The sequence below is a fragment of the Bradyrhizobium sp. 179 genome (assembly GCF_023073535.1).
Lineage (GTDB): Bacteria > Pseudomonadota > Alphaproteobacteria > Rhizobiales > Xanthobacteraceae > Bradyrhizobium.
In genome coordinates this window covers 37367-57618 of sequence record NZ_JADPJR010000033.1, presented here as the reverse complement: position 1 = coordinate 57618, position 20252 = coordinate 37367, and the positions used below count along the sequence as shown (strand labels likewise).

Annotated in this window: 11 protein-coding genes; 6 read left to right on the top strand and 5 right to left on the bottom strand. The window is 58.7% G+C overall.

Features of this window, described 5'->3' with window-relative positions; all coding sequences use genetic code 11:
• Positions 1–685: 685 nt before the first annotated feature.
• The 3 genes from IVB12_RS08020 (at position 686) to IVB12_RS08010 (ending at position 11545) form a co-directional block, all read left to right on the top strand.
• A complete protein-coding gene (locus IVB12_RS08020) occupies positions 686–1048 on the top strand; it encodes a hypothetical protein (protein ID WP_247297478.1) in 363 nt (120 codons plus the stop codon).
• Between the two features lie 86 nt (positions 1049–1134).
• Positions 1135–11256: a hypothetical protein gene (locus IVB12_RS08015; RefSeq protein WP_247297477.1), complete on the top strand. Its 10122-nt coding sequence runs from the start codon at positions 1135–1137 to the stop codon at positions 11254–11256.
• Positions 11257–11335: 79 nt separating this feature from the next.
• A complete protein-coding gene (locus IVB12_RS08010; RefSeq protein WP_247297475.1) occupies positions 11336–11545 on the top strand; it encodes a hypothetical protein in 210 nt (69 codons plus the stop codon).
• 23 nt (positions 11546–11568) lie between these two features.
• Here the strand turns inward: IVB12_RS08010 and IVB12_RS08005 are convergent, their stop codons facing one another.
• A complete protein-coding gene (locus IVB12_RS08005) occupies positions 11569–11973 on the bottom strand; it encodes a hypothetical protein (protein ID WP_247297473.1) in 405 nt (134 codons plus the stop codon).
• A gap of 1567 nt (positions 11974–13540) precedes the next feature.
• Here IVB12_RS08005 and IVB12_RS08000 point away from each other — a divergent pair.
• Both IVB12_RS08000 and IVB12_RS07995 read left to right on the top strand, forming a co-directional pair.
• The gene (locus IVB12_RS08000) at positions 13541–15091 is read left to right on the top strand and encodes a hypothetical protein (RefSeq protein ID WP_247297471.1); all 1551 of its coding nucleotides are present in this window, start codon (positions 13541–13543) and stop codon (positions 15089–15091) included.
• 87 nt (positions 15092–15178) lie between these two features.
• Positions 15179–16342, top strand: a complete 1164-nt coding sequence (locus IVB12_RS07995; protein WP_247297468.1) for a S8 family serine peptidase — start codon at positions 15179–15181, stop codon at positions 16340–16342.
• Between the two features lie 84 nt (positions 16343–16426).
• Here IVB12_RS07995 and IVB12_RS07990 read toward each other — a convergent pair whose 3' ends face one another.
• The 4 genes from IVB12_RS07990 to IVB12_RS07975 form a co-directional block, all read right to left on the bottom strand.
• Positions 16427–16750, bottom strand: coding sequence for a hypothetical protein (locus IVB12_RS07990; RefSeq protein WP_247297467.1), 324 nt, complete (start codon positions 16748–16750; stop codon positions 16427–16429).
• 438 nt (positions 16751–17188) lie between these two features.
• Positions 17189–17896, bottom strand: a complete 708-nt coding sequence (locus IVB12_RS07985) for a hypothetical protein (RefSeq protein WP_247297465.1) — start codon at positions 17894–17896, stop codon at positions 17189–17191.
• Positions 17841–18389: a hypothetical protein gene (locus IVB12_RS07980; RefSeq protein WP_247297462.1), complete on the bottom strand. Its 549-nt coding sequence runs from the start codon at positions 18387–18389 to the stop codon at positions 17841–17843. Before IVB12_RS07980 ends, IVB12_RS07985 begins: the two co-directional genes overlap by 56 nt.
• Complete coding sequence (locus IVB12_RS07975; protein WP_247297459.1) at positions 18386–19084, bottom strand: hypothetical protein; 699 nt, start codon at positions 19082–19084, stop codon at positions 18386–18388. The genes IVB12_RS07980 and IVB12_RS07975 overlap by 4 nt, the downstream gene beginning before the upstream one ends.
• Positions 19085–19545: 461 nt before the next feature.
• Between IVB12_RS07975 and IVB12_RS07970 the strand changes: the two genes are divergently transcribed.
• Entirely contained in the window at positions 19546–20229 is a 684-nt protein-coding gene (locus tag IVB12_RS07970; protein ID WP_247297458.1) for an FAD-dependent oxidoreductase, read from the top strand.
• Positions 20230–20252: the final 23 nt, after the last annotated feature.

The window sequence follows — 20252 nt, the reverse complement described above, 5'->3', positions numbered from 1 at the left end:
CGGAGTGAGCTCGGCTTCTGACCCACCTATTGCCAAAACCATACCCTGACGAGGCGTAGGCGAATGCCTGTCGTCTATCTCGTTTGAATGTTCGCGAGAGCGAGGATTGCCGCGGGAGGCCGAAACCTCCTTGATTTGTTGGTGTCCCGCTCGCCCCGTGCATGAATGCGTTCGGGCTCGGCGCAAATACCTTTCCGTCGTCCAACCAATCAAACCGAGGCAACCCCAACAAGGAAGCTCTTAGGGCATACGTTGCAAAACAAGTCTTGAGGCGCGGACCCACCGACGTCGGCTTGAGAACAAGATCTATGCGGTGGGTGTCTGCGAATAAAACACTAAGCAGCTGCGGGGCCGGTAGTCTCTTTCCGTGCTCTCCGAGGTGCATGGCCCCATCGCCCCCGAGGTGATGGTGTCTACCCACTTTTGAGGAGATCGCCGGGCTCAGGTCAGGCCATAAATTTCCAATTGCTCAGTAAACGAGCGATCCACTTCATTCGACTTCTCCTCCTTACCCGGCACAGACCATCGCTCGTAAAAATGGAGCATTAAAAGATAGCTACTTCCGATTTAATGCGCGTCTGTGCTAGTATCTGAAAAATGGGCGCTGCGATGCGAGCACGGAATCACTCTTACTGCCGATTGTAATTCATCCTTTTCGAAAAGCTTAGTCTTGAGGAGGATCTTTATGTCGCCTTTCGATTTCCGGGTTCAGGCTCACAATGGTGACCCGCTTCCGCTTGTTGAGGCGGAGTTTATTTTCAGCGCTTATGGACAGTCATCAGCGCACGTGGATCACCGCGGAATCCACTGTGCTCATGAATCCATCCTGCAATTGGTCAGCGCGACAAATGCAATCGAGCTGGAGGTTATCAACGGCACGCCAGCGATCATCACCGCCCTGTCCCTCGATGCTAATGGTTGGCAAAGCCATCCCCGAAACGTTCCTAGCTCGCCGGGGAGCCAGCGCGTGACGTTCAACGTTGCCAGCATTCAGCGCGTCGCTTTGAAATCAGAAAGCGGTGAACTTTTCCTTCAAACCTTACGCTGACTCCTGCATCGAGAATCGCACAGTCGGGGCGACGTTACTGACTTTGCATTAATTCTTTAGTCATCGACGAGTTGGGGGAGCAAGCAATGGCCGGAATTCGTCTACGGCGTGACCAATCCGGGTTATACCTGCCATCGCTGCCCGATGGAATAAGCTTGCATCGGTGGGGATTCGCGGCCCCGTTCGGGTACAACCAGAACGAGATCGTTATTACTACAAAAGATCTGAGCACGGGAACCCTGTGTCTCTGGGGTGGCGAGCCCGAGGCATTCCCGCCGGACGATATGTCGGTGCTGCTCAAATATATTTACGATTATCAGAAGTTTCCGGGACTGCTGTTTTTCCGCGTCCTTCCCGACCACTCGATCATCACTGATGAAGTTGCTGTCTCCCTTGGAACCACTGGGGGATACTCCCACGTTGTCATGGCGCCACCAATTGCGCCGAACGCGGAGCGGACGGGCTACAACCTAAGCATACCGCCCCGCTCAAGCGTGAAGCTGATTACCGACTCGCCGGCTCGAGTCGAGTTCTTCAACAGTACGAAGAAGGTATTGTTTGAGCGAGTCGACAATAACGTAGGGATCGACAAGAAAAGGCCAATTGACGATACGCTGTCGCTAGGCTTGGACTATTCGGAGCGAGCGGGTCAGACGGAGCTGGCGGCAACGTTCAGGTTTCGTCTCTCACTAACCGCCGCGCAGTTGGAGGCGCTGGGGTTCGGGCTGCGCTACTCCTGGTTTGCCGATCAGAAAAATCTAATCGCGCGTCTGCAAGACTTCACGATTCTAAGGCCATGGGATCCGAGCGGTTCACCGGATGCCAAGCTGATTTTGGACGCAGTCGTCGACCCATTCAACCATCGCCAGCGGGACCGGACGCGCTTTGCAATCCCGCGCAGCGTTAAGCTGAGCCGTCCCAGGCGGGCCCTGCTCCAGGTCCTCAAGACGACCGTCCCGACCACCCATGGGGTCGATCTGCTGCTGGTGCCGCCCGAGAAGGGGCCCGCGCCGCGCTTCGTCTTCATCAAGCACACAACATTGGCAAAAGCCGACGGACTGCCCGAATTCGGCGGCTCCTTGGACAGCCTAAGCGCAAATCTCGCACCGGACGGCGTGTTCGATCTCCAGGAAGCGAACCTAGACGACGCTAACGGCCGCGTGCCATTAGCGCAGCGCGACAACTTTGGCTTGCTCACCGGCATGTCGGATCGCGAATTCATCAGGCTCGATAAGGATGATCAGATCAAGTTCCTCCCGGACGGTCCGGCCTACGATCCCAATTGGGCGCTGGAGGAAAGTGAATCCGCCGGACCACTGCGACCCGCCAAGCTCTACGCAGACGCGCTTGGCCAGACCACATCGTGGGTGTCCGTGATCGGGCCGCGCCCCGACCTCGTGGAAACCACGACCCTCGTGTCGGAGAGCGCCGACCTCGCCCTCTACCAGCCGGATGACTCCGACCCGGTTGCACTCAAGGGCCACTATCGGCCGATTACGCTGCAAGTTGCCAACACTTCGGTGCCGTTGAAGGGCGCGCTGCCGATCGTTCCCTATCACGGCCTGCCGCCGCACCCGACCACAGCGTTCATCAAGCATTTCGAAAAGCGAACCGTCGTTCCCTATCGACGGGGATTGGTCGCGCCGGTCGCTAGCAAGGCGGAACTGACCGATGCCGTTCAGTTCACGCCGCTTGGATTCGTGGTTGGCCGAACCGCCAACGGCTTCAGCCGAGTGCTTTTGGCGAAAACAGCCGACGCTACGACGCCCGAGGTCGCGATCGCCACGCCGAGCCCTGACTTGGTGAACATCCTTGAGCGCGACGAATTATTCATGGTGATCGCCGGCCTTGCGTCGGGCGACGGGACCATTTCGGCCGGCGTCGACATCGCAGGGTGGCGCTTCAAGGTTGACGTGGACCCACACCAACCGGTGGCGTGGGATCCGAAGAACCCGGTCCTGATCATAAAGGGCGCGCGCGGAACACTCGACGACCTGGTGAGCAAGGACGGCGCCTGGGCGGGCCGCGGGGTGGTGTGTCCAACGGATCCGAATACTTTCGGCGCTCGCGAGGTGCGCAAGCTCCTCCAGCACGACGAGGGAGCGACCTCCGATCCGACCAGCCCGGCCCTGAGGGCCGCCTACGCGACGCTCGACGCGGTGCAGAAGGACCCCAACTGGATGGGGGTCCTCGTCCTCAGCTGCGGCATTGACCCGGCGAATCTGCCGGACCAGATTCAGGCGATCCTAGGCGGGATCGATGCAGGGAAGTTCCGCGCCCACCACATCGGCCTCGCGCTCAACCGCCTCAAATCCGGAGGGAGCGGCTCGGTCGAGATCGCGACCAGCCCGCTGTTTGGCGTCATCGACTACGGTTCTCTTGACAAGCCGACCGATGTGTCAAACGGCTACGGGTTGGTGGTCGCACGCCTCGTGGTCGGCTTCGCCAACAGCAAGATCAGTGCCTTCTTCGCGAAAATCCTCTTCCTGACCAACAAGTTCTTCGAGGCCGACGCGAACGACAGCCCAAGCCGGCGCTGGAAGAGCAAGAAGGCCCGCGCCGCTGCCGCCGACAAGAACGTCATCACGATCCTGGGCTCCTACGAGACCCGCCTCGATTCCGCTGGCAACAGTCTCGACATCTACAAATTCGTGTCTGCGGACACCTATCTATTCAACATCACCGGCCAGTTCATCAAGACGATCCAGTGCGATCGGATCACGCTTTCGACCAAATCTTCGCAGCCTAATCCGGACAACAAGACTCGGCACGTCGTGGCGCGTATCGGGATTGATGGCTCACTGACATTCGGCGACAAATTTCCCAGCGCGGACATCACGCTTGCGGCGCCAAACATCACCTGCTCCTTCCTCGACATGGGGATCGAGTTTGAATTTGATGTTGAGCTCAATAAACCGGACTGGAAGCCGCTGCATCTCGGCTTCCACTTTCGCCCAGGCGGACTATCGATCGATTTATCCAAAATCCAGGCGCCGGATTACGGATTGCTCGGCCTTCTCCCGTTCAAGCTTCGTAGCTTCGAATGGTGGGGTGATGACGGCGTCAGTCTTGCGAAGCTGGGGTACTTTCCTTTCATTCCGCTGAAAGGCACTTCGAACGACCTCGATTTTTTCAAATACGGCTTGAACTTCGACCTCGATCTTGGCTCGCTGGGCGACCTTGGGGCGAACCTCAAGGCGTTTCAGCTCCACTTTTTGATCGGGTGGAGGGAATTCAACGGCAAGTCGCTGTTCACCCTTGGCTTCAAGTTCGACGGCTACAACGGGACCGGCCTGGACATCGGCATCGGCAATGTCCTCCGCTTCAAGGCGGATTCCTACGGCCTCGACAACGTCGGCGACACCAATAAACCCATTTATGTCATTTATGCCGTCGGCGCGAAGATGATCATCTTCGACAAATCGGTTCCAGACGCTACGTTTGACATTTTCATTTTTGCCAATCCTGACGACCGGAGCAATGTCGGCTGGTTCCTAGTCATGCATAGTGATGACAGCACGACGGACACGATCGTCAAATTGACGCTTCTGGCGGGAGGCCAACACGTCGATCCGTTCCCGCAGCTTAGCGCTTCGCCAAGGATCAAGGATCTCGTCCAGCAAGTCACCGACGGCGCCGGCAAGCTCATCGCTAAGGACAAAAACGGAATTATCGACGCGATCAAAAATAAGAAACTTGTCCGGTACAACCCGGGCAGCAAGTGGACGACCGTCATCGATTCCAAGCTGTTCGGCCTGCTTGTGTTGCAATTCGCATTGCGAGACCCCAATCTCTATGGGCTGCGGCTAAATTTCGGCGAAATCGACATCGAGGCGCTTTATCGCAAGCTGAGCGAGGATCTCGGCGTTTATTCCATCGAGTTCGTCCCGCCGGAGACCTGGCGCCGCTTCGACGTAGGGCCTGTCACGATCAGCCTGCCCGCCATTGGCGTCGACATCTACACGGACGGCGGCTTCCGGGTCGACCTCGGCTATCCCTACAATCATAATTTCACGCGCGCCTTCGTGGCGGAGGTCTTTCCGTTCACCGGCTCGGCCGGATTCTATTTCGCGCGGGTCTCTGGGGCGGGCGCGCGCCTGGTGCCGACCATCAATCCCTTGCCGGTGGCCAGCGCTGCGCGGAGACGTAAACGCAAGCTCGCCGCGGCCGGAGCACCGCAGCGGATATTCGAATACAATCCGGTCACCGAGGTCGGCTTTGCCGGCTCGTTCGGGATCGGAAAGTCGATCGACAAGGGCCCGTTCACCGCCGAGGCCAAGATCGAGATCTACGGTTTTCTCGAGGGCTCGCAGGGCCTACGGCGGCAGTTGATCCCCAATGTCAATCCCGCGGATGGGTATGAGCCCGCCCCTCGCTTCACGGCGGTACGCGGTACGCTCGGAATTCACGGCCACATCGAGGGGCGAGTCGATTTCAAGGTCACCCGTGCCCGCGCCTGGGTCGATGTCATCGTCGAGGTCATCATTCTGTTCCGAAACCAACACGGCACGGACCTCAGCTTCAACGCAATAGTCAGCGTCGGCCTGGAATGGGTAATTGCTCGTATCGAAACCTTCTTCGGCACGATCGAGATATCGATTCACCTCTCGTTCTCGACTTCGATCAGCTACACGTGGACCCTCGGCACCACGAACCCGCTTTTCGATCAGATCTACGGAGCGCCCGCCGCAAGCCGTTTCATCGCCGCGGCGGCAGAACGGGTCCGGGCGCGCCCAGCCAATCTGAGGGACGCCAATTTTTCTCCGATCGTCTGGGCGCCAAATTTTATTCCGGACTACTGGAAGACAACCGGGGCCAAGTACCCTCTCCCCCTCGTCTTCAATCCCGACATCACCTTTGCCGATGACGGCTTCGCACAAGGTAAGATCGTGACCCGCGGCCCGGCCTTCGTCGCGCTGCTGTGGGGCCAAACACGACCGGCCGACCCGCAGGTCGCCGGCAACGTGTCCGACATGGAGAACGTGATCGTGGCGCTGACCGCCTGGGCGGTCTGGTCGGTGTGGAAAGACACCAAGGCCGGCCCTCCGCTTCAGTGGAAGGTGACACGAGAAGACGTCGCGGAAGTCGCGCGCCGCATGCGCGGCGGCGACGAAAGAAACAACACGAATCCGGACACGGTCCGCGGCCCCGCGTACGACGCCGTGACGCAATTCTTTGCCGACAATTTCGTCGTTACCATCAACGACCCGAAATGCGCTCTGACAGGAAAGACAGGAGCCCTATTCCCGTTTCCCTCTGATATCGCCTGGACCACGAATGACGGCAATGGGCAGACGAAAACCGTAAACTTGTGGGACGACAAATCGATTACCGCGAGCTATCAGGACACGCTGCGCAATTTCTTCGCCGAATTGGCGATCCAGGCGGAAGACCGCCAGCAGCCGAAATCAGCGCGCACACGCGCCGACCAGGGCCGGCCCTTTGCCTCGGTGCTGTTCGAGGAACACATCGAGTTGCTGCTGCGCGGCGGAGTCGACGCCCTGGATGCCGCTTGGCTGGTCGCAGCGAACGGCGCGCAAGAGGCCGCGCTCAGCGCTGTGCTGGGCAATCTCCTCGACATGACGCAGCCGAGCGATTCCTCGCAAAAGCTCCGCCCAGCCGCCACCGTGGCGGCATTCGTGACACGCTTCTTCCTACATGGGTTGCGCGTGCCCTTGCCGGACGGCAATGCCCAGAGTGGGAAACGGCGAGATGCTGCGATCGAGACGCCCGACTACGCGATGATCAGACGCGATAAGGATGCCGGCGCTCCGGTCTTCAGTGCGGCTTCGTTGCAAAACGACCTCGGGGCCACGCAGTCTATCTCGTTGACGCAACGCACCAACACGCCGTGGTTCTCCGTTGCCAACGGCTTGTCGGCAAACGTCAATCCCGATGCCGTGAACGCGTTGAAGGACGCGTTCGGCCTGATTACCTCGGACACGCTGACCTTCCAGACCACCACCCTGCCCGGGTGGACGGAACGCTCCAACGAATATGCGCCGCTCGCGCAGCTCGCGCTCAGGAAGACGACTTCATGCCTGACGCTGCCGGCGGATCTGATTGACGGAAGCTATCGCGACACTCCGTTGAAGGTCGAGGTTCGCGACGGGGACAGCGCGAAACGGACCACCGTCACCGCCCACCACGCGCTCGCGATCCCGATTCGCCTGAAGCAGGTCTGGGATCGCGTCAACGCGCCGAACAAAGACGGGTCGACTGCGCCCACACCGATCCAATACGTCTATGAGATCCTGGGAGCCGTGGAGGACGACCGGCGGCTGCTCGACCTGCTGGTCAAGCCGGACACTTGGGGCGCGGACGCCAACAATCTGGTCGTCGAGCTCTATGCCGTGACCGCGAACGGCGACCAGACGAGCTACGCGCTCGTCGCTGGCATCCCCATGGTGATGCGCAGCAACCTGTCGGTCGAGCCCCGGCTCGACGGCGCGGACCAAGCCGCGGCGGTCCTCGCGACGGCCGCCCCTCCGCAGAATTCTGCGCTGATCACCGAAATTGCCACCTTCGTCGATCTGGTGCGCTTTTCTTCGGTGGTGAACAGCGGTGGCTTCTATCTTCTTTCCGACGACAAAAATCTCGAGGCGATTTTCACTCAATCCGGGGCGCGCGATTCGGGAAAGCCCGAAGGCGCGCAGAAGATCCCAACCGCGCTGATGGTGATTCGTCGCGGGCCCCAGGCCCCGCAGGACGCGCCCGAGATTCCGCGGGTCCGGAATGCCCTGCTCGTCGATCTTTCGGTGGCGGAAAACGGCCGCGAGCAGGTCACTGCGATGGAATCGCTCGATGCCGGCAAGAGCGTACTCGTCATCATGGCCGGAACGGTCCCGCGCTCAGCGACCTTGCCGGGCCTGCTCCGGCTTTGCGTCAAGCTGGACGATCCGCGGTTCATGTACACATGGACCCTGAAGAACGGCAAAGCGATTCCCCCCTGCAGCTTCGAAGACCTGAAGCCACAAATCCTCGCAGACGAAGGTTATCCTGACGACAAAACGCTCAGAGCGCTGTTCCTGACGGACCGCGGGCGCGGCATTGTCAAAGCCGATCTGCTCACCCGCTATACCATGCTGGATTTTTCCATCAGCGGCGCTGTCTTCGATCCCACGAAGAGCCGCAAGCTCCTGCCGGTCGGCCCCTCGAACAGCGCGGATTGTCAGGAGAACAAGAAGCTTGTCTATGCGCTTCCGATCCCGCTGGCGAAATTCCTGGACCCCCGAAAAGGCGATCCGACCGATCCATACGGCGCCGTCGGCCAAGCCTGCGCCATCAATTATTCATTGCGCGACGTCTACGGCAATCGCCTGGGAATAGCCGGCACCTACCCAATCGACAAAGTCCAGTTCACCGATCCGTTGCTACCGTTCTGGAACATCTCGGGCATCTCGTCGTATTTCGACATCGACCCGGATCGCCGCGCGGTCCGCATCACCTTGGCTTTCAAGACGCCCGACAAACCCTCGACGGAGGGACTGCAGTCCATCCTGCGCGACGTCAAGACCAGCCTGATCCAGCTGTTCATTCCGAGCAAGCTCAAGACTGCGACCGCCATACGGCCCTACACGAAGCTGCTGCTGGAAACGACGCTGATACAGCCGGAAGACAACCGATCCACGCGCGATCTGCCAGATCCCGGATCTCTCGAAATCACCGACTCGGGCACCATAACGGCACTGCGCGACTTCCTGATCAGCGTCCGCGACAGCTTGGCCCAAGCCATAAATCCGGATCCAAGCAAAAAACAGGCCCGCAAAAAACGGGAGGTGCCGACGAATACGCTGACCATTCCGTTGCAGGCTAACCAGCTGCCTTCGGCCACCGACTTCGTGCCGCTGTCTGTCGCCCTGGTCATGACGCGCGACCGCGGGCTCGTCGCGCAAGCGGACACGCACCCCGAGCTTGCGAGGACCACAACCGAAATTGCCCCCATCTACACGTTGCCGACCTCGTCGCAAAAACAGCCTCGCGGCAGGAGCCGCCGGCGCACGGCCGGCGACCCACGCAAAGATTTTGCCGATCGTCTTGTGAAGCTTTGGGCTAACGGGACGTATCTCTCTGCGATCGGTCGCGCAGCCCAGCCGGGCGGGCGTCGCGAGGTGATGTGGCTGGTGCGCGCGGTCCTGACGCAGCCCACTATCGACTACGGCAATCCGGTCTATGCGGCCCCGTTGCCGCTGGCCAACGCGCCGGTGAGCTTCTCCTTCATGGACATCCCAGTCTACGACGACAATTTCCAGGTCACCGACAAAACGAAATGGAACCTGCGCGACGCTGACGTGGATCTGATAGGCAGGACCATGGCGACCCGTATCGATCTCGCCGTGTCGCCCCGAATCGTCGGGCGGCTACTCGCCGCCAAACTCGATTCAAACTTGCAGATTCAAGTGCGCCAGGCACTCGACAACATTCTCGACGCCAAGGCATCGATCGCCGAGAATTTTTCCACCCGCGTCGCCGCCGCGTATGAAAACGAAAAGCGTTTCACTAACCTGAGCGCCGACCTCACACGCGATTTCAAGGAACGGCTCAAGCGCAAGCTGCGCTCCTATTTCGACATCGATGCCACGGTTTGTTGTCCGGTTACCTGGTCTGCGTCGATCAAGGCTAGAGACGCCAACGATCAGCGCGCGCCCCACCTGCGGGTCAGCGTGAAGAAGGCCGATGCTGCGCCCCGGCTCCGCGCAGGAGCCACGCAGCCGCCCGACTATGCGATCGACGAGGCGCCGGTGCCGATCGGAGCGACGAATGCGTTCTCCTTCTTCGTAGACATAAATCCGCAGAGCAAGTCGGCTCAGCTGCGTCGCAAGTCGACGCAGTCCGGCGGCGACGTCCTCGACGCAAAACTCACTTACGCCACAACGCATGTTCAACGCCTGCGATACCCGCTCTCCGACAAGGCCGCGCTCAACGAGCGCCAGACCCAGTGGCTGGCCCTGATCGATCAGCCGCCTACAGCGAAAGATGCGAGTGTGCCGATCATCGTGCGCAAGCTGCCGCAGCAGCCGACGATCATAGAGCAAACGGTCGAGTTCGCCACGGTTCCGTCGTCGGGCACGTTCCGGCAGCGGATCGATGTAGCGCGGCAATGGGCGTTCGCGGTGGACTGGGGATGGCTGCGGAAGTCCGGCGACGAACTATTCGTCACGGTCCAATACAACTCCGTGCCGCAGAATCCAGCCAACGCGGTGGCCCCTGTCGATGTTGCGAACGCGGTCGCCCATTTCGTGGCCGAGACCGACGGCAAGCTTTGGCTCGCGCTCGAAAAACTCGCCGCCGGAGAATCCAACGGGTTGGCCGACGGGACCTTTGCCAAGGCGTTCATCGCCTTTGCCGGCGCGGCAGCGACCCTGGGAGGGAAACTGCGCGGCGAGCTATCGATCCTAGCGCAGCCGGCAATCAGAAGCTGGAAGGACACCTTCGAGGTCCAGCTGATCCAGAAGAAGCTAAAAATTACGCCAAATTGGGACGCCAACGATCCGGACACGCGAAAGGTCAAAGCCCAGCGGCCGTCGCCGACCTTCGGGAACTTGGATCGTGACGGCCTCAGCGTCAGCGGCATCAACGTCATGGAGGGTACGAGCGCGTGGTCCGGGTTGAAGGTGCAAAGCAACGTCGGGTTCAACCCCGTGTTCATTTACACGGTGGACGGCATCCGCGCCGGGGCGGCGTTGGTGCCGCACGTTTATCGCGGGGTCGAGGAGTTCGACATCACGGCCGGGACCTCGGCGTCGAAGTCGGCGGAGGACTGGCTGATCCTAGCCTTTGCCGCCCTGTTCAACGGAAAGCCCTCACGCTTCGCAACGCTGCTCGCCGACGTCGAAACCCTGTATCAAAGCAAATCGCTCGATGATCCGAATTATCCGGCCTTCGTCGACGTTCGCGGGGCGCAACCTCCCGGAACCCCGGTTGGGAAGCTGGTCGGCGCGGTGATCAATGCGATGCCGCGGACGTTGCAGGACGATATCGGCCGACTAGCGAAATCAACCGCCACGCTGGTGATGGATTGGCTGCGCGCCAACCAGGTCCCGATGGTCAACAAGCGCGGTCGACCCAAATCGGTGGTGCGCCGCTACAAAGGCCAGCTTCGGTTCCGGGTGACCGTGTTCAGCGCGACCGGACCGGCGGTCGGTGCACCGATCTTGGAGATCGAAAACCTTCTGTTGCCGCTGGACAGGGTGGTGCTTGACGCGTGACTGGCGCTTTTTTGAAGAGCCGTTCTCGAGGCTGGCAACATGATCCCGCCAAATTGCGGCCCGTTAGAGGAGGTATGAGATGAGCAAGTCAGCCTACTTTATAAATCCGAACAATGGCAACCAACAGGCCGTAGTTCTAAATAGCGACAACTCCACTGATGTTTGGGATCGGGACGGCAGTAATCGCTTGCATTCCGGAGGCGATCGATTCGATGACTATTGCCAACAATTACTCAACAGCGGTTACCAACGAGACGATAATCCGGGTTGGCAAGCTCCCGTCCACTAACCACAAATGACGAATTTTGTACGCTACGCGAGTCTTGCAAGAGAGTAGCGATATGCATTGGCCAGCGGTCGAGGCACTGTCGCCTCCTCGACTTTGGCGATAAGGTCGGGTTCCGTGTAGCGCGTCTCAAGGATGCCGTAGACCTCTCCGCGGTCGTATCGGGTCACATGTGCCGACCGCCCCAAGTCGAGCACAGCACCAACATAGGCAGCAGAGGTTTCGGCGAAACCGCGCACGATAGCGGTCTGAGCCCGCTCATGATCGACGGATCGGAAGATGATGTACTGCATCGTCCCGACGTCGAGCGCGCTCTCCCGGTCCATGGCCGTCTGCGCGGCGATCTGCGAGATGGCCTTGGCGTAGTCGCGCTCCCACGACGTCTGGCGGAAGCCGGGGAAGCACATGAGTACGGTCTCACGTTTCAGCATTTTCACGGTTCCTATCGTGCCTACGTGCGGAGACCGTGGGCAGCCGACCGAATCGATTCCGCCGCCGGCGGCTTGCCGGTAACCTCTTCGATGTCGTCGTGGATGGCCTTCTCGGCCATGAGCCGCAGCATCGCGGCGGTCGCCCTGGGGTGGCGCCCGTGATCGTCGCGGCCATTTTCGAAGCCATGGCGGTATGAAGCGCTTCTATTTTCCGACGGTGGCGGATTGTCTGGATTGCGGCCGTCCAGGTATCCTCCGTCATCTCGACCTCGAACCGGTCTACCAGCGCCTCGATGGAGTTGTCGTTCACTCGGACCATGAACCGGCCTACCAGCGACTCGAGAGACGTATCGTTCCCTTGGACCTCCCGTGAGCGGCGAAATGCTTCCCGTCCTTGCTCGAGGCGGGCAGGCGATTGGTTGCTTGAAAGCCGTACGGATCCTCGATGACGTCGGGATTGGCGTTGACCCGTTTCTCGCGCGCATACCCTTACCGCGCAGCGCACGCGACTGCGCGCCCGACCGTGCTCTCGCTGGTTCGCGGCGGCTTAATGGTGGCCCGCAAGGCGCGGCGGCCCAGATACGATCGGATCTCAAGGAGAAAATAACGATATGAGCGCGGCGTCCGCAGAAGCGGGACTTTGGAACGAATTCGGCCGACACGGCGGTGGGGCCGCCTGCACCGGTCCGGAAAGCATCCAGAAGATTGCTTTCCCCGACGAAAGCGACGCCGACATCGACGAGCGTCGGAAAGCAGTCCGGCAGTATCGACGCTGCTCTGCACATCGGCGTGGACATCTGCTCGTAGGGATTGCCTCGCGGCGAGACACGAGTGAACCCTGCGACGTGTTCTTTTGCCAAGTTTGCGGAAGCCAGGCGACGCCACGACCTTCGAGCCATGGTTATCAGCGTCGTGGCGAGACGCAACGTGAAGCCGGTGTCCAGGTTTGCGATCGCATTTAACGCCATCTGATGAGCTGAGCGGATGCGACCAAGTTTCTGCTGGACGAGGGTGTCGCCGTTAGAAACGAGGACTTGTTTGACAGCTTGGCTATTGTCCCGGCGGCAATACCGGGCGGCGCGTCCTTACGAGCGATGGTCAGTGCACGCCCACGCGCATGTGGATTGGCGTGTCCTGTATCGAACGATACAGGCCGATCCCTGGGGGTTACGGCCTCGAGGTCATACAGTGACTACAGCATTGATGCTCGACAATACCACAGGTTATAGTTGTGTTCTTTGGAACTTGAGATATACTAACGTTTAGATTGTGCATTGGAGGCGCGGATTTCGAGCGCTTGGCTTAACTGCCAGATCTCCCACAGAAGCAAATGTAGCGACGACATACTTTGAGGCCGGCTCGCCCTCGCCGATAAGAACTTGCGGGTCGGCTGAAAAAGACCAAGTGAATAGGATGGTTCTCTGCCTGAATTGCACACAGCTATTCGGCTTCCTAGTTCGTTGAAGGGGGTCGTTGCAAAAGCGCTCTTGCCGAATCCGAGCTGTTAGGCGGCCAACTGAGCTGCGTGCGTCACCGATTAGAAGGCAACCTCACTCGGAGCAGCACTATGTCTGATCAAGCAGTTGGATGGCTTTGTGGCGCATTTTCTAACCCCGAGAATTTTTCGACAGCTGCCGCGCAGACCTTTGTGTCGGCCCTCAATAACATCGGCGCCGGCATCTCGTTTGTCTATCCCGGTAATGCCAAGAATACCATGATCGAGACGACTCAAGGAGCCCAGTACATCGAGCGCTCAATGCTCGCTGCTATATACGGACACGGCAACGTGTTTGGGCCTGACGTCGAGTACGTACCTCATATTCGACCTGCCCAGTTTCCATGGCATGTGTGGGGCGGTCTGGGAGTTTTACGCTGGGTGTTCATTGGAGGATGCGACGCCCTCGCATTTCCTTTGGCTCCCGACGGAAGGCCGTTCGCTAATTCCGATCAAGCTCCGCCCATGCGCTGGAACGGCACTTTGTCAGGCATTTCTGGTATGTGCGGCTATCGTTCCGAATCCTGGTACGTGCCCGGCTTCCAGGCAATGATGCCTCTTATGGATTTTGAAGACGTGGGGATTCTTCAGGTCGGGTCAGGATACGCTCAGACCTTAGTAAACGCTATGGGTGCGCTCAACACCTTCTGGTCAAGCTGGATTCAGGCAGCAAGTTGGCTGCACAACCAACTTAATCATCAGGCGCAGCCCGCTTGTTACGTCAATCGTCCAGAAAGCCTTAATGAGCACCTGAAGAACTATTTGTGGAACCGTCAGTCGGGATTGGATGTAAACTCTATTCAGACCGTAACGATCGGTACCGGTACGGCTCCGCAGTACGAACCCGGGTTCTGTCCAACCTGCGATGCCAATGGTCATGCGAACTGTCCGCCTTTCAAAGAGACAGGAGCAGCGGAATTCAATAGTATTGCATTTTATGGGGTCGAGTCGGCGGGCGGTACCGCAGATCTTCCAATTTTCGAATACACATTCGATGATGTGAGTCTTGCTCTGGTCAAAAACCTGGGTCGAGGGTTGCAAATCGATGGACTATCAGCGGCGCTCGCAATGAGCGAACCCTCGGCAACTAGTAGCGGAATACTAAGACGCGAGTTCGGGACGAATTTTTCTATTGGCGCAATACCATCGGTGCAGGGCGGCGCTGAGAACTTGAGCAAGCTATTTAGAGATGCTGCTCCTACAAGCTCGACTGTGTCGGGCGTTGAACTCAGATATTCTGAACCCCAAAAGCAACAGCTAACCGGTAACTTGTCTTGTATCTCCATGCGTCCGTCTTTGACGCTCGACGAGCAGATCTTCCCCGTTCTGCTCGACAATGGTTTGACGGTTTGGGATTCCCTCGGTGTTCGATCTGTGTACGGCTCGGTTTGGCGGCTTGTTGGACAGAAGGCGACTAGGCGCATACCGACGTTGGCTTCCATCTTGGAAACCGCTTCGCTTGCTCTGCCGCCGCACGCAACTCGTGTTGTCGTGGTTGCAAATGAAATTTGCTATGTGAAGGCGGGGACGGCATTTCGTGGTCAACTTGTGCCCACTCGACGAGTTTCAATGATCGTTAAGGGCTATGGTGGCTTCAAACAAGCGATCGTGGTATTGGGCTGAATGGTCTTGGATCCTAGAGTCTGGCGTTTCCCGAAGAGCGAAACTGGGCGATATCTAGTTGCGTATCGTGCCGGCTCCGAGAACTTATTGCTTGAGAAGCTCCCACGGGGAACAACTTCGTTCATCGTGACCGATCAGGACGAGCCGCAACGCGACTACGACATTGTGGTGATGCCCGCCATAGGGGTAATGGTCGCGACTGAGCTTGCGCTATCCTCGATGCGAGTAGCCGCCGAACATATTGAGGAATTCATAATCGCGATTGAGCCAGAGGGTACCAAGCGGGCGCTGGGGCTACGAGAGGCGTTTCCGCTTGTTGCAAGCGGGAAGGCCTGGGATGAAACCAAATACACTTGGGGTTTGCAGGCAACGGGCTGCGATAGGACTACTCTCTCAGGCGAGGGTATTCGAGTTGCGGTGTTAGATACCGGAGTGGACCTTACCCATCCTGACTTGGCTAAGCGTATTCGGCGCCATCACACAGCATGCTTTATCCCGGGGCGGTCAGACGTAGCGGATGTTGCTCGTCACGGGACTCACTGCGTCGGGACGCTAGGAGGGGGACGTTTCCCTCAAGTAGCTCCAGGTTATGGCGTTGCTTACAATTCAGAAGTATGGGTTGGAAAGGTGTTGGGTGACGATGGGAATGGCAAGGACAGCTGGATTTTACGAGGAATTCATTGGGCGGTGCGTCACCATTGTCGCGTAATTTCAATGTCGTTGGGAACGCCGGTTTCTAATGGCGAGCCATACTCCAAGGTCTATGAGGCTGTCGCAGCTAGAGCCCTTGAACATGGCACATTGATAGTGGCGGCGGCGGGAAATGACAGCAGCAGGTATTTGGGAAGAATCTGTCCAGTTTCGTCGCCAGCAAACTGTCCATCGATCCTATCGGTCGCAGCGTTGGATTCGATCGAACAGAACAGCTATGCCGTAGCTGACTTTTCAAACAGTGGCCTGATTCCGGATGGCGGCTCCGTCGATTTGGCGGCTCCGGGTGTGTTCGTATATTCATCATTTCCCATGCCAGTCAAGTACTCGAGGGAAGCAGGTACTAGTATGGCCACCCCCCACGTCGCAGGGATTGCTGCACTCTTGCTAGAGGAAGATCCTACACGTGGGGCCAGAGAAATCTGGCGCCTTCTCAGAGAGAGAGCTAAACCGCTTTCCCTTTCTGGTGTCGACGTGGGAGCGGGTCTTGTATCGGCCCAAGCAAGAAAAGTGGCGGAGGGATTCCGCAATGTACCTTGATCGCTGGCGACGTGAACGTCTTTAAGCAAAACCAACCGCTCGAAGGCTAACAGGCAGAGGCTTCGACGACGATTGGTCGAACAGCTATATAGGGCTACTCCAGATAGCTTTTAGGGTAAACATGCCGTTGGCGGCATCAAACGTCGTCTGTGCATTGGCGGACCTTTTTTGCAGATCGCTGTCTTTCGGTACCGGCAATACTGCGTCACTGAAGTCCACTGTTGCTCGACTCTTAGTCGCGTAGAAGGTGGCCAATGCCAGGATTAGGCGATCGGAAGTCGCGTAAAGTGACGTTTGTTCACCTCCATCAGTCTCGATTGACGCCAAGCAACCGCTCCATGGATGCCCATCAATGCCGATGTAGTCATGTATGTTTAGAAAAGTGATGATGCCGGTTCGTTCGCCCATTTGTTCGTCTCCCGCGCGTCGTGCCATTCAATGGAAACATATTATGCCATCGCGCAGCGTGGGTAGGTTTGCGATCAGTGCTCGGATTTCCGGCAGACGTCCCCACTTTGGATTGGCGTCATGTAACAGCGCGTGGCGCTTCCGCGGCTCGCTCCGCGTCGTCCGGCTGCGGTTCGTAGAATGTCACCGGCGCCAGGAGCCAGCCGAAAATTTCGGAGTTGCTGTGCACGATGGTCTTGCGGACGTCGGTCCAGTATCATCTCTCCTTGAAAGACAGCTCCAGATATTCGAACGAATGGAGATCCCAGCGGGCAGGCCAATTTGGCTAGCTGGCGCCGTTGAGCTTTATCGTACAAGGGACGCGAGCCAAAGTCCCGAAGGGCTCGATCGACTTTCATCATGCTGCCTCCGAACTGATTCTAACCGCTTCAGAGTCCCTTACGGGCAGGGCTTGTAGAACGGCGAGCAATCAAAGACGTCATGAGGCATAAGCATGAATCCCGTCCACATGGTGTGAGCCGTTCCGATCCAGTTGTGATTGTGGTCGAAGGCGCCATCCTCGTCGCGAGGATGATGGTGCAGCGATCCCTTGTACCACAGAACTATGTCCTTGTTCGAAACTGGTGGTGAGCCGGCAATATAGGCTGGAAGGTCCTTTGCGGCGAACTGGGCGGCATTGAATGGCGTCACCCAGAATTCGTTCCGGGTGAAGGTTTCGAAATGTTGGGTTAGGCCGCCGCCGGTGACCAGCGGAACAAGTTGGTATGCCGAAAGGTGCCCCTGAGCATTCTTAAAGGCCGGATTCGTGATCTCGATGGCGTCGTGCCTGCGCGGCGACCAGGTAAATCCTTCCGCTACTGTAATGGGGGAGGTCGTGTCGTTGGCAGTACCGGCCGCATTAGCCGGATTCTCGTTATGTTGCAGCCGAGCCGCATTGTTGGTGATCCCGTCAAGATCGATATCGATCCGCCAGATCGCGTTGTGTACATGCGTCACAAGCTCGTCGCCGGGCAGGTTTTGCCCAGTCGCCGCCATGCGCCCGATGATGACGCCATCGTCGCGGAAGGTGTATTCCTGGATATAACGATAATTAGCCGCGTTGATCGCCCCCCCAGAGCACGATCTCCTGGCCGCGGCGCACCCCACCAAAATCCTTCCACATCAGCCCGCGGTCGCGCACTTCCTTGCAGACATGTGGGCTGATGGGCGCACCGCCGGCGCTCGCGGGACAGTCGGCCGCGGTGACGCCGGTCAGCGAAAAATTGTAGATGCTCAGATCATAGAAGCGCGGGCTTCCGGGGTGATAGGGCACGAAGTAGTCGGACACCCGCATGTCCCACAAAACGCGAACGAAGGGCGCGTTAGGGGCTTTGCGTAGATAGACCGGACCGATCATCAGGCCGTTCGGATTGACGATACTGTTATTTCCAGCGACCTCGCGCCAGCAGATAAGCCACGTCGTCTCGGCCGGGCCCGTTGCCGGAAAGTCCTGCGTGATGGCGTTCGGACAGAACAGTTGAAAGCGGGCCGGATTGAAGCTCGTCACGCTCACCGCCGGCTGGGCCTCAGCAAGCGCTGATGATGCCAAGGCGAGCGCGCCCGCAAGCGCCCGGCGACGCATTCGGAACGTCCCGTTCATCGATGCTGTCCTCCCCCATGGACCTCGACAGTACGTCTGGTCAGGTTGACGTGAGCGCGCACCGGGAGAAAGCCAAACTCGCTCCGAAAGATGAGATCGAGGCAGCGGTCCACGCTGCAGAAGTCTCGCGGATCAGTGCTGCGCAGCGGAAGAGCCTGTGCGGCAAACGGAATACGCGCATCACTATCTGATTCAAGAATCTCGTAACGGTCTAGCGTGTCGCCAACTGCGCGGCGAAGCCCGGCATCCGCTTTGGCGAGCGCGAGCGCCTGATCGGCGTCACCACGTACAAACGGGATGTCTGAAGCGGCGATGCTCCCGACCGAAATCACACGGTTTTCGGAAGGCGATACGAGAGCGTGAGCCGCCTGGTTGGTCTGAGGATTAAACAGCACGACGCTTACGAGTCGGCGCGGCGGCGGCGCCAATTCGCTTGTCAGAAAGGCTTCGGCCTCTGCTTTGTCGCTCTCCGCGCCGGTCATGATGATCCGCGGTTGCCCTTCGCCTACGATGGCGCGAACGCGCGCATCCGAGAGTGCCGCGTTCTCGACCGCGAGTCTTTCCTCAGTCGTTATCCGTGAAACTGAACCTGCCGTGGCCGCGGGCGGTGCCTGTGCCGGTGCCTTTTCGACGCAATACCAACTCGCCGCCAATGCGACTGCAATGATCATCGAAGATGTGCGACTGCTTGCCATGGATCCTATCCTTCGGCTTTGCCGGTGGATATCCGAAGCTGAATGCAGATCACCAAAACGTTAGAATACCATACACAACTAGTGGTAGGATACCCAACATCGGCTCATGTCGCAAGAAGTTCCGCGAGCAAATTCCGGGCGAGCGCAACGACTGACGAGCGACGTTCACGCCGGACACCCGTCAAGCGGCGCCCGACCGATACAACTGCTCGTCGTAGCACAAAGCGGACCCTCGGGAGGTGAACCTTCGCAGGGTTGAGCTCGAGTTGTTTAGACTCAACGGATAATGAATTATCATAGGCGTAAGTGAGGGGGGATAGTCGGAGGAAAGTCCATATTATTTTCCGAACATGGATCGATTGTCGGTGCCCGCCGATAAAACAACTGAAGAACGGCCTTCGCCTGACCTAACGGCTCCGAGAGCATCTCTGCCTCGGCTGCCGACGATCCCGGGATGCACGATGTTGCGATCTGGGGACGCCGATTATGCCGCGCATGTCCGCGTCTATAACGCGCGGCCGCAGATTTCGCCGGCGTTGTTTGCGATTTGCTCCACGGCAAGCGCCGTCTCCACTGTCTTTGCGTGGGTCAAGGCGAACAATCTGCCGTTCGTGGTCCGCTGTGGCGGGCACTCGTATGAAGGGTTTTCCTGCAGCTCAGGCGCCGTCATCGACATAAGAAATCTGAAGAGTGTCGCTTTCGATCGAGAAAGCATGACAGTGACGGTCGGCGCCGGGGCCTCCATCAACGACATCCAGAAGGCGCTTAAGGGCAAGGGCGTTGCATTCGTCTCGGGCACGTGCCCCACCGTCGGCATTTCCGGGCATGTCATGGGTGGCGGGTATGGCCTGCTCGCCCGCGCCTACGGGCTTGCATGCGACAACTTGAAAGCCGTCACATTTGTCACTGCCGCCGGAATGGTTGTGACAGCGAGTCAAAATGCTAACCCCGACCTGTTTTGGGCGTGCCGAGGTGGTGGCGGGGGATCGCTTGGCATCGCCACCGAATTTGTGTTTGCGGTGCATCCAATTTCGACTGTAACCGTCTTTGTTCAGCCATGGACCTTGCCGGTTGCTCGCGCGGTCAGGATTATCGATGCTTGGCAGACATGGGCGCCCACGGCTGATCCGGGCATCACAGCCTAACTTAAAATCAGCCGGATCAACAG

Bases quoted from the DNA above. Each gene is read 5' to 3' on its own strand.
- IVB12_RS08020 (WP_247297478.1), top strand. From the start codon at position 686: ATGTCGCCTTTCGATTTCCGGGTTCAGGCTCACAATGGTGACCCGCTT.
- IVB12_RS08015 (WP_247297477.1), top strand. From the start codon at position 1,135: ATGGCCGGAATTCGTCTACGGCGTGACCAATCCGGGTTATACCTGCCA.
- IVB12_RS08010 (WP_247297475.1), top strand. From the start codon at position 11,336: ATGAGCAAGTCAGCCTACTTTATAAATCCGAACAATGGCAACCAACAG.
- IVB12_RS08005 (WP_247297473.1), bottom strand. From the start codon at position 11,973: ATGCTGAAACGTGAGACCGTACTCATGTGCTTCCCCGGCTTCCGCCAG.
- IVB12_RS08000 (WP_247297471.1), top strand. From the start codon at position 13,541: ATGTCTGATCAAGCAGTTGGATGGCTTTGTGGCGCATTTTCTAACCCC.
- IVB12_RS07990 (WP_247297467.1), bottom strand. From the start codon at position 16,750: ATGGGCGAACGAACCGGCATCATCACTTTTCTAAACATACATGACTAC.
- IVB12_RS07980 (WP_247297462.1), bottom strand. From the start codon at position 18,389: ATGAACGGGACGTTCCGAATGCGTCGCCGGGCGCTTGCGGGCGCGCTC.
- IVB12_RS07975 (WP_247297459.1), bottom strand. From the start codon at position 19,084: ATGGCAAGCAGTCGCACATCTTCGATGATCATTGCAGTCGCATTGGCG.
- IVB12_RS07970 (WP_247297458.1), top strand. From the start codon at position 19,546: ATGTTGCGATCTGGGGACGCCGATTATGCCGCGCATGTCCGCGTCTAT.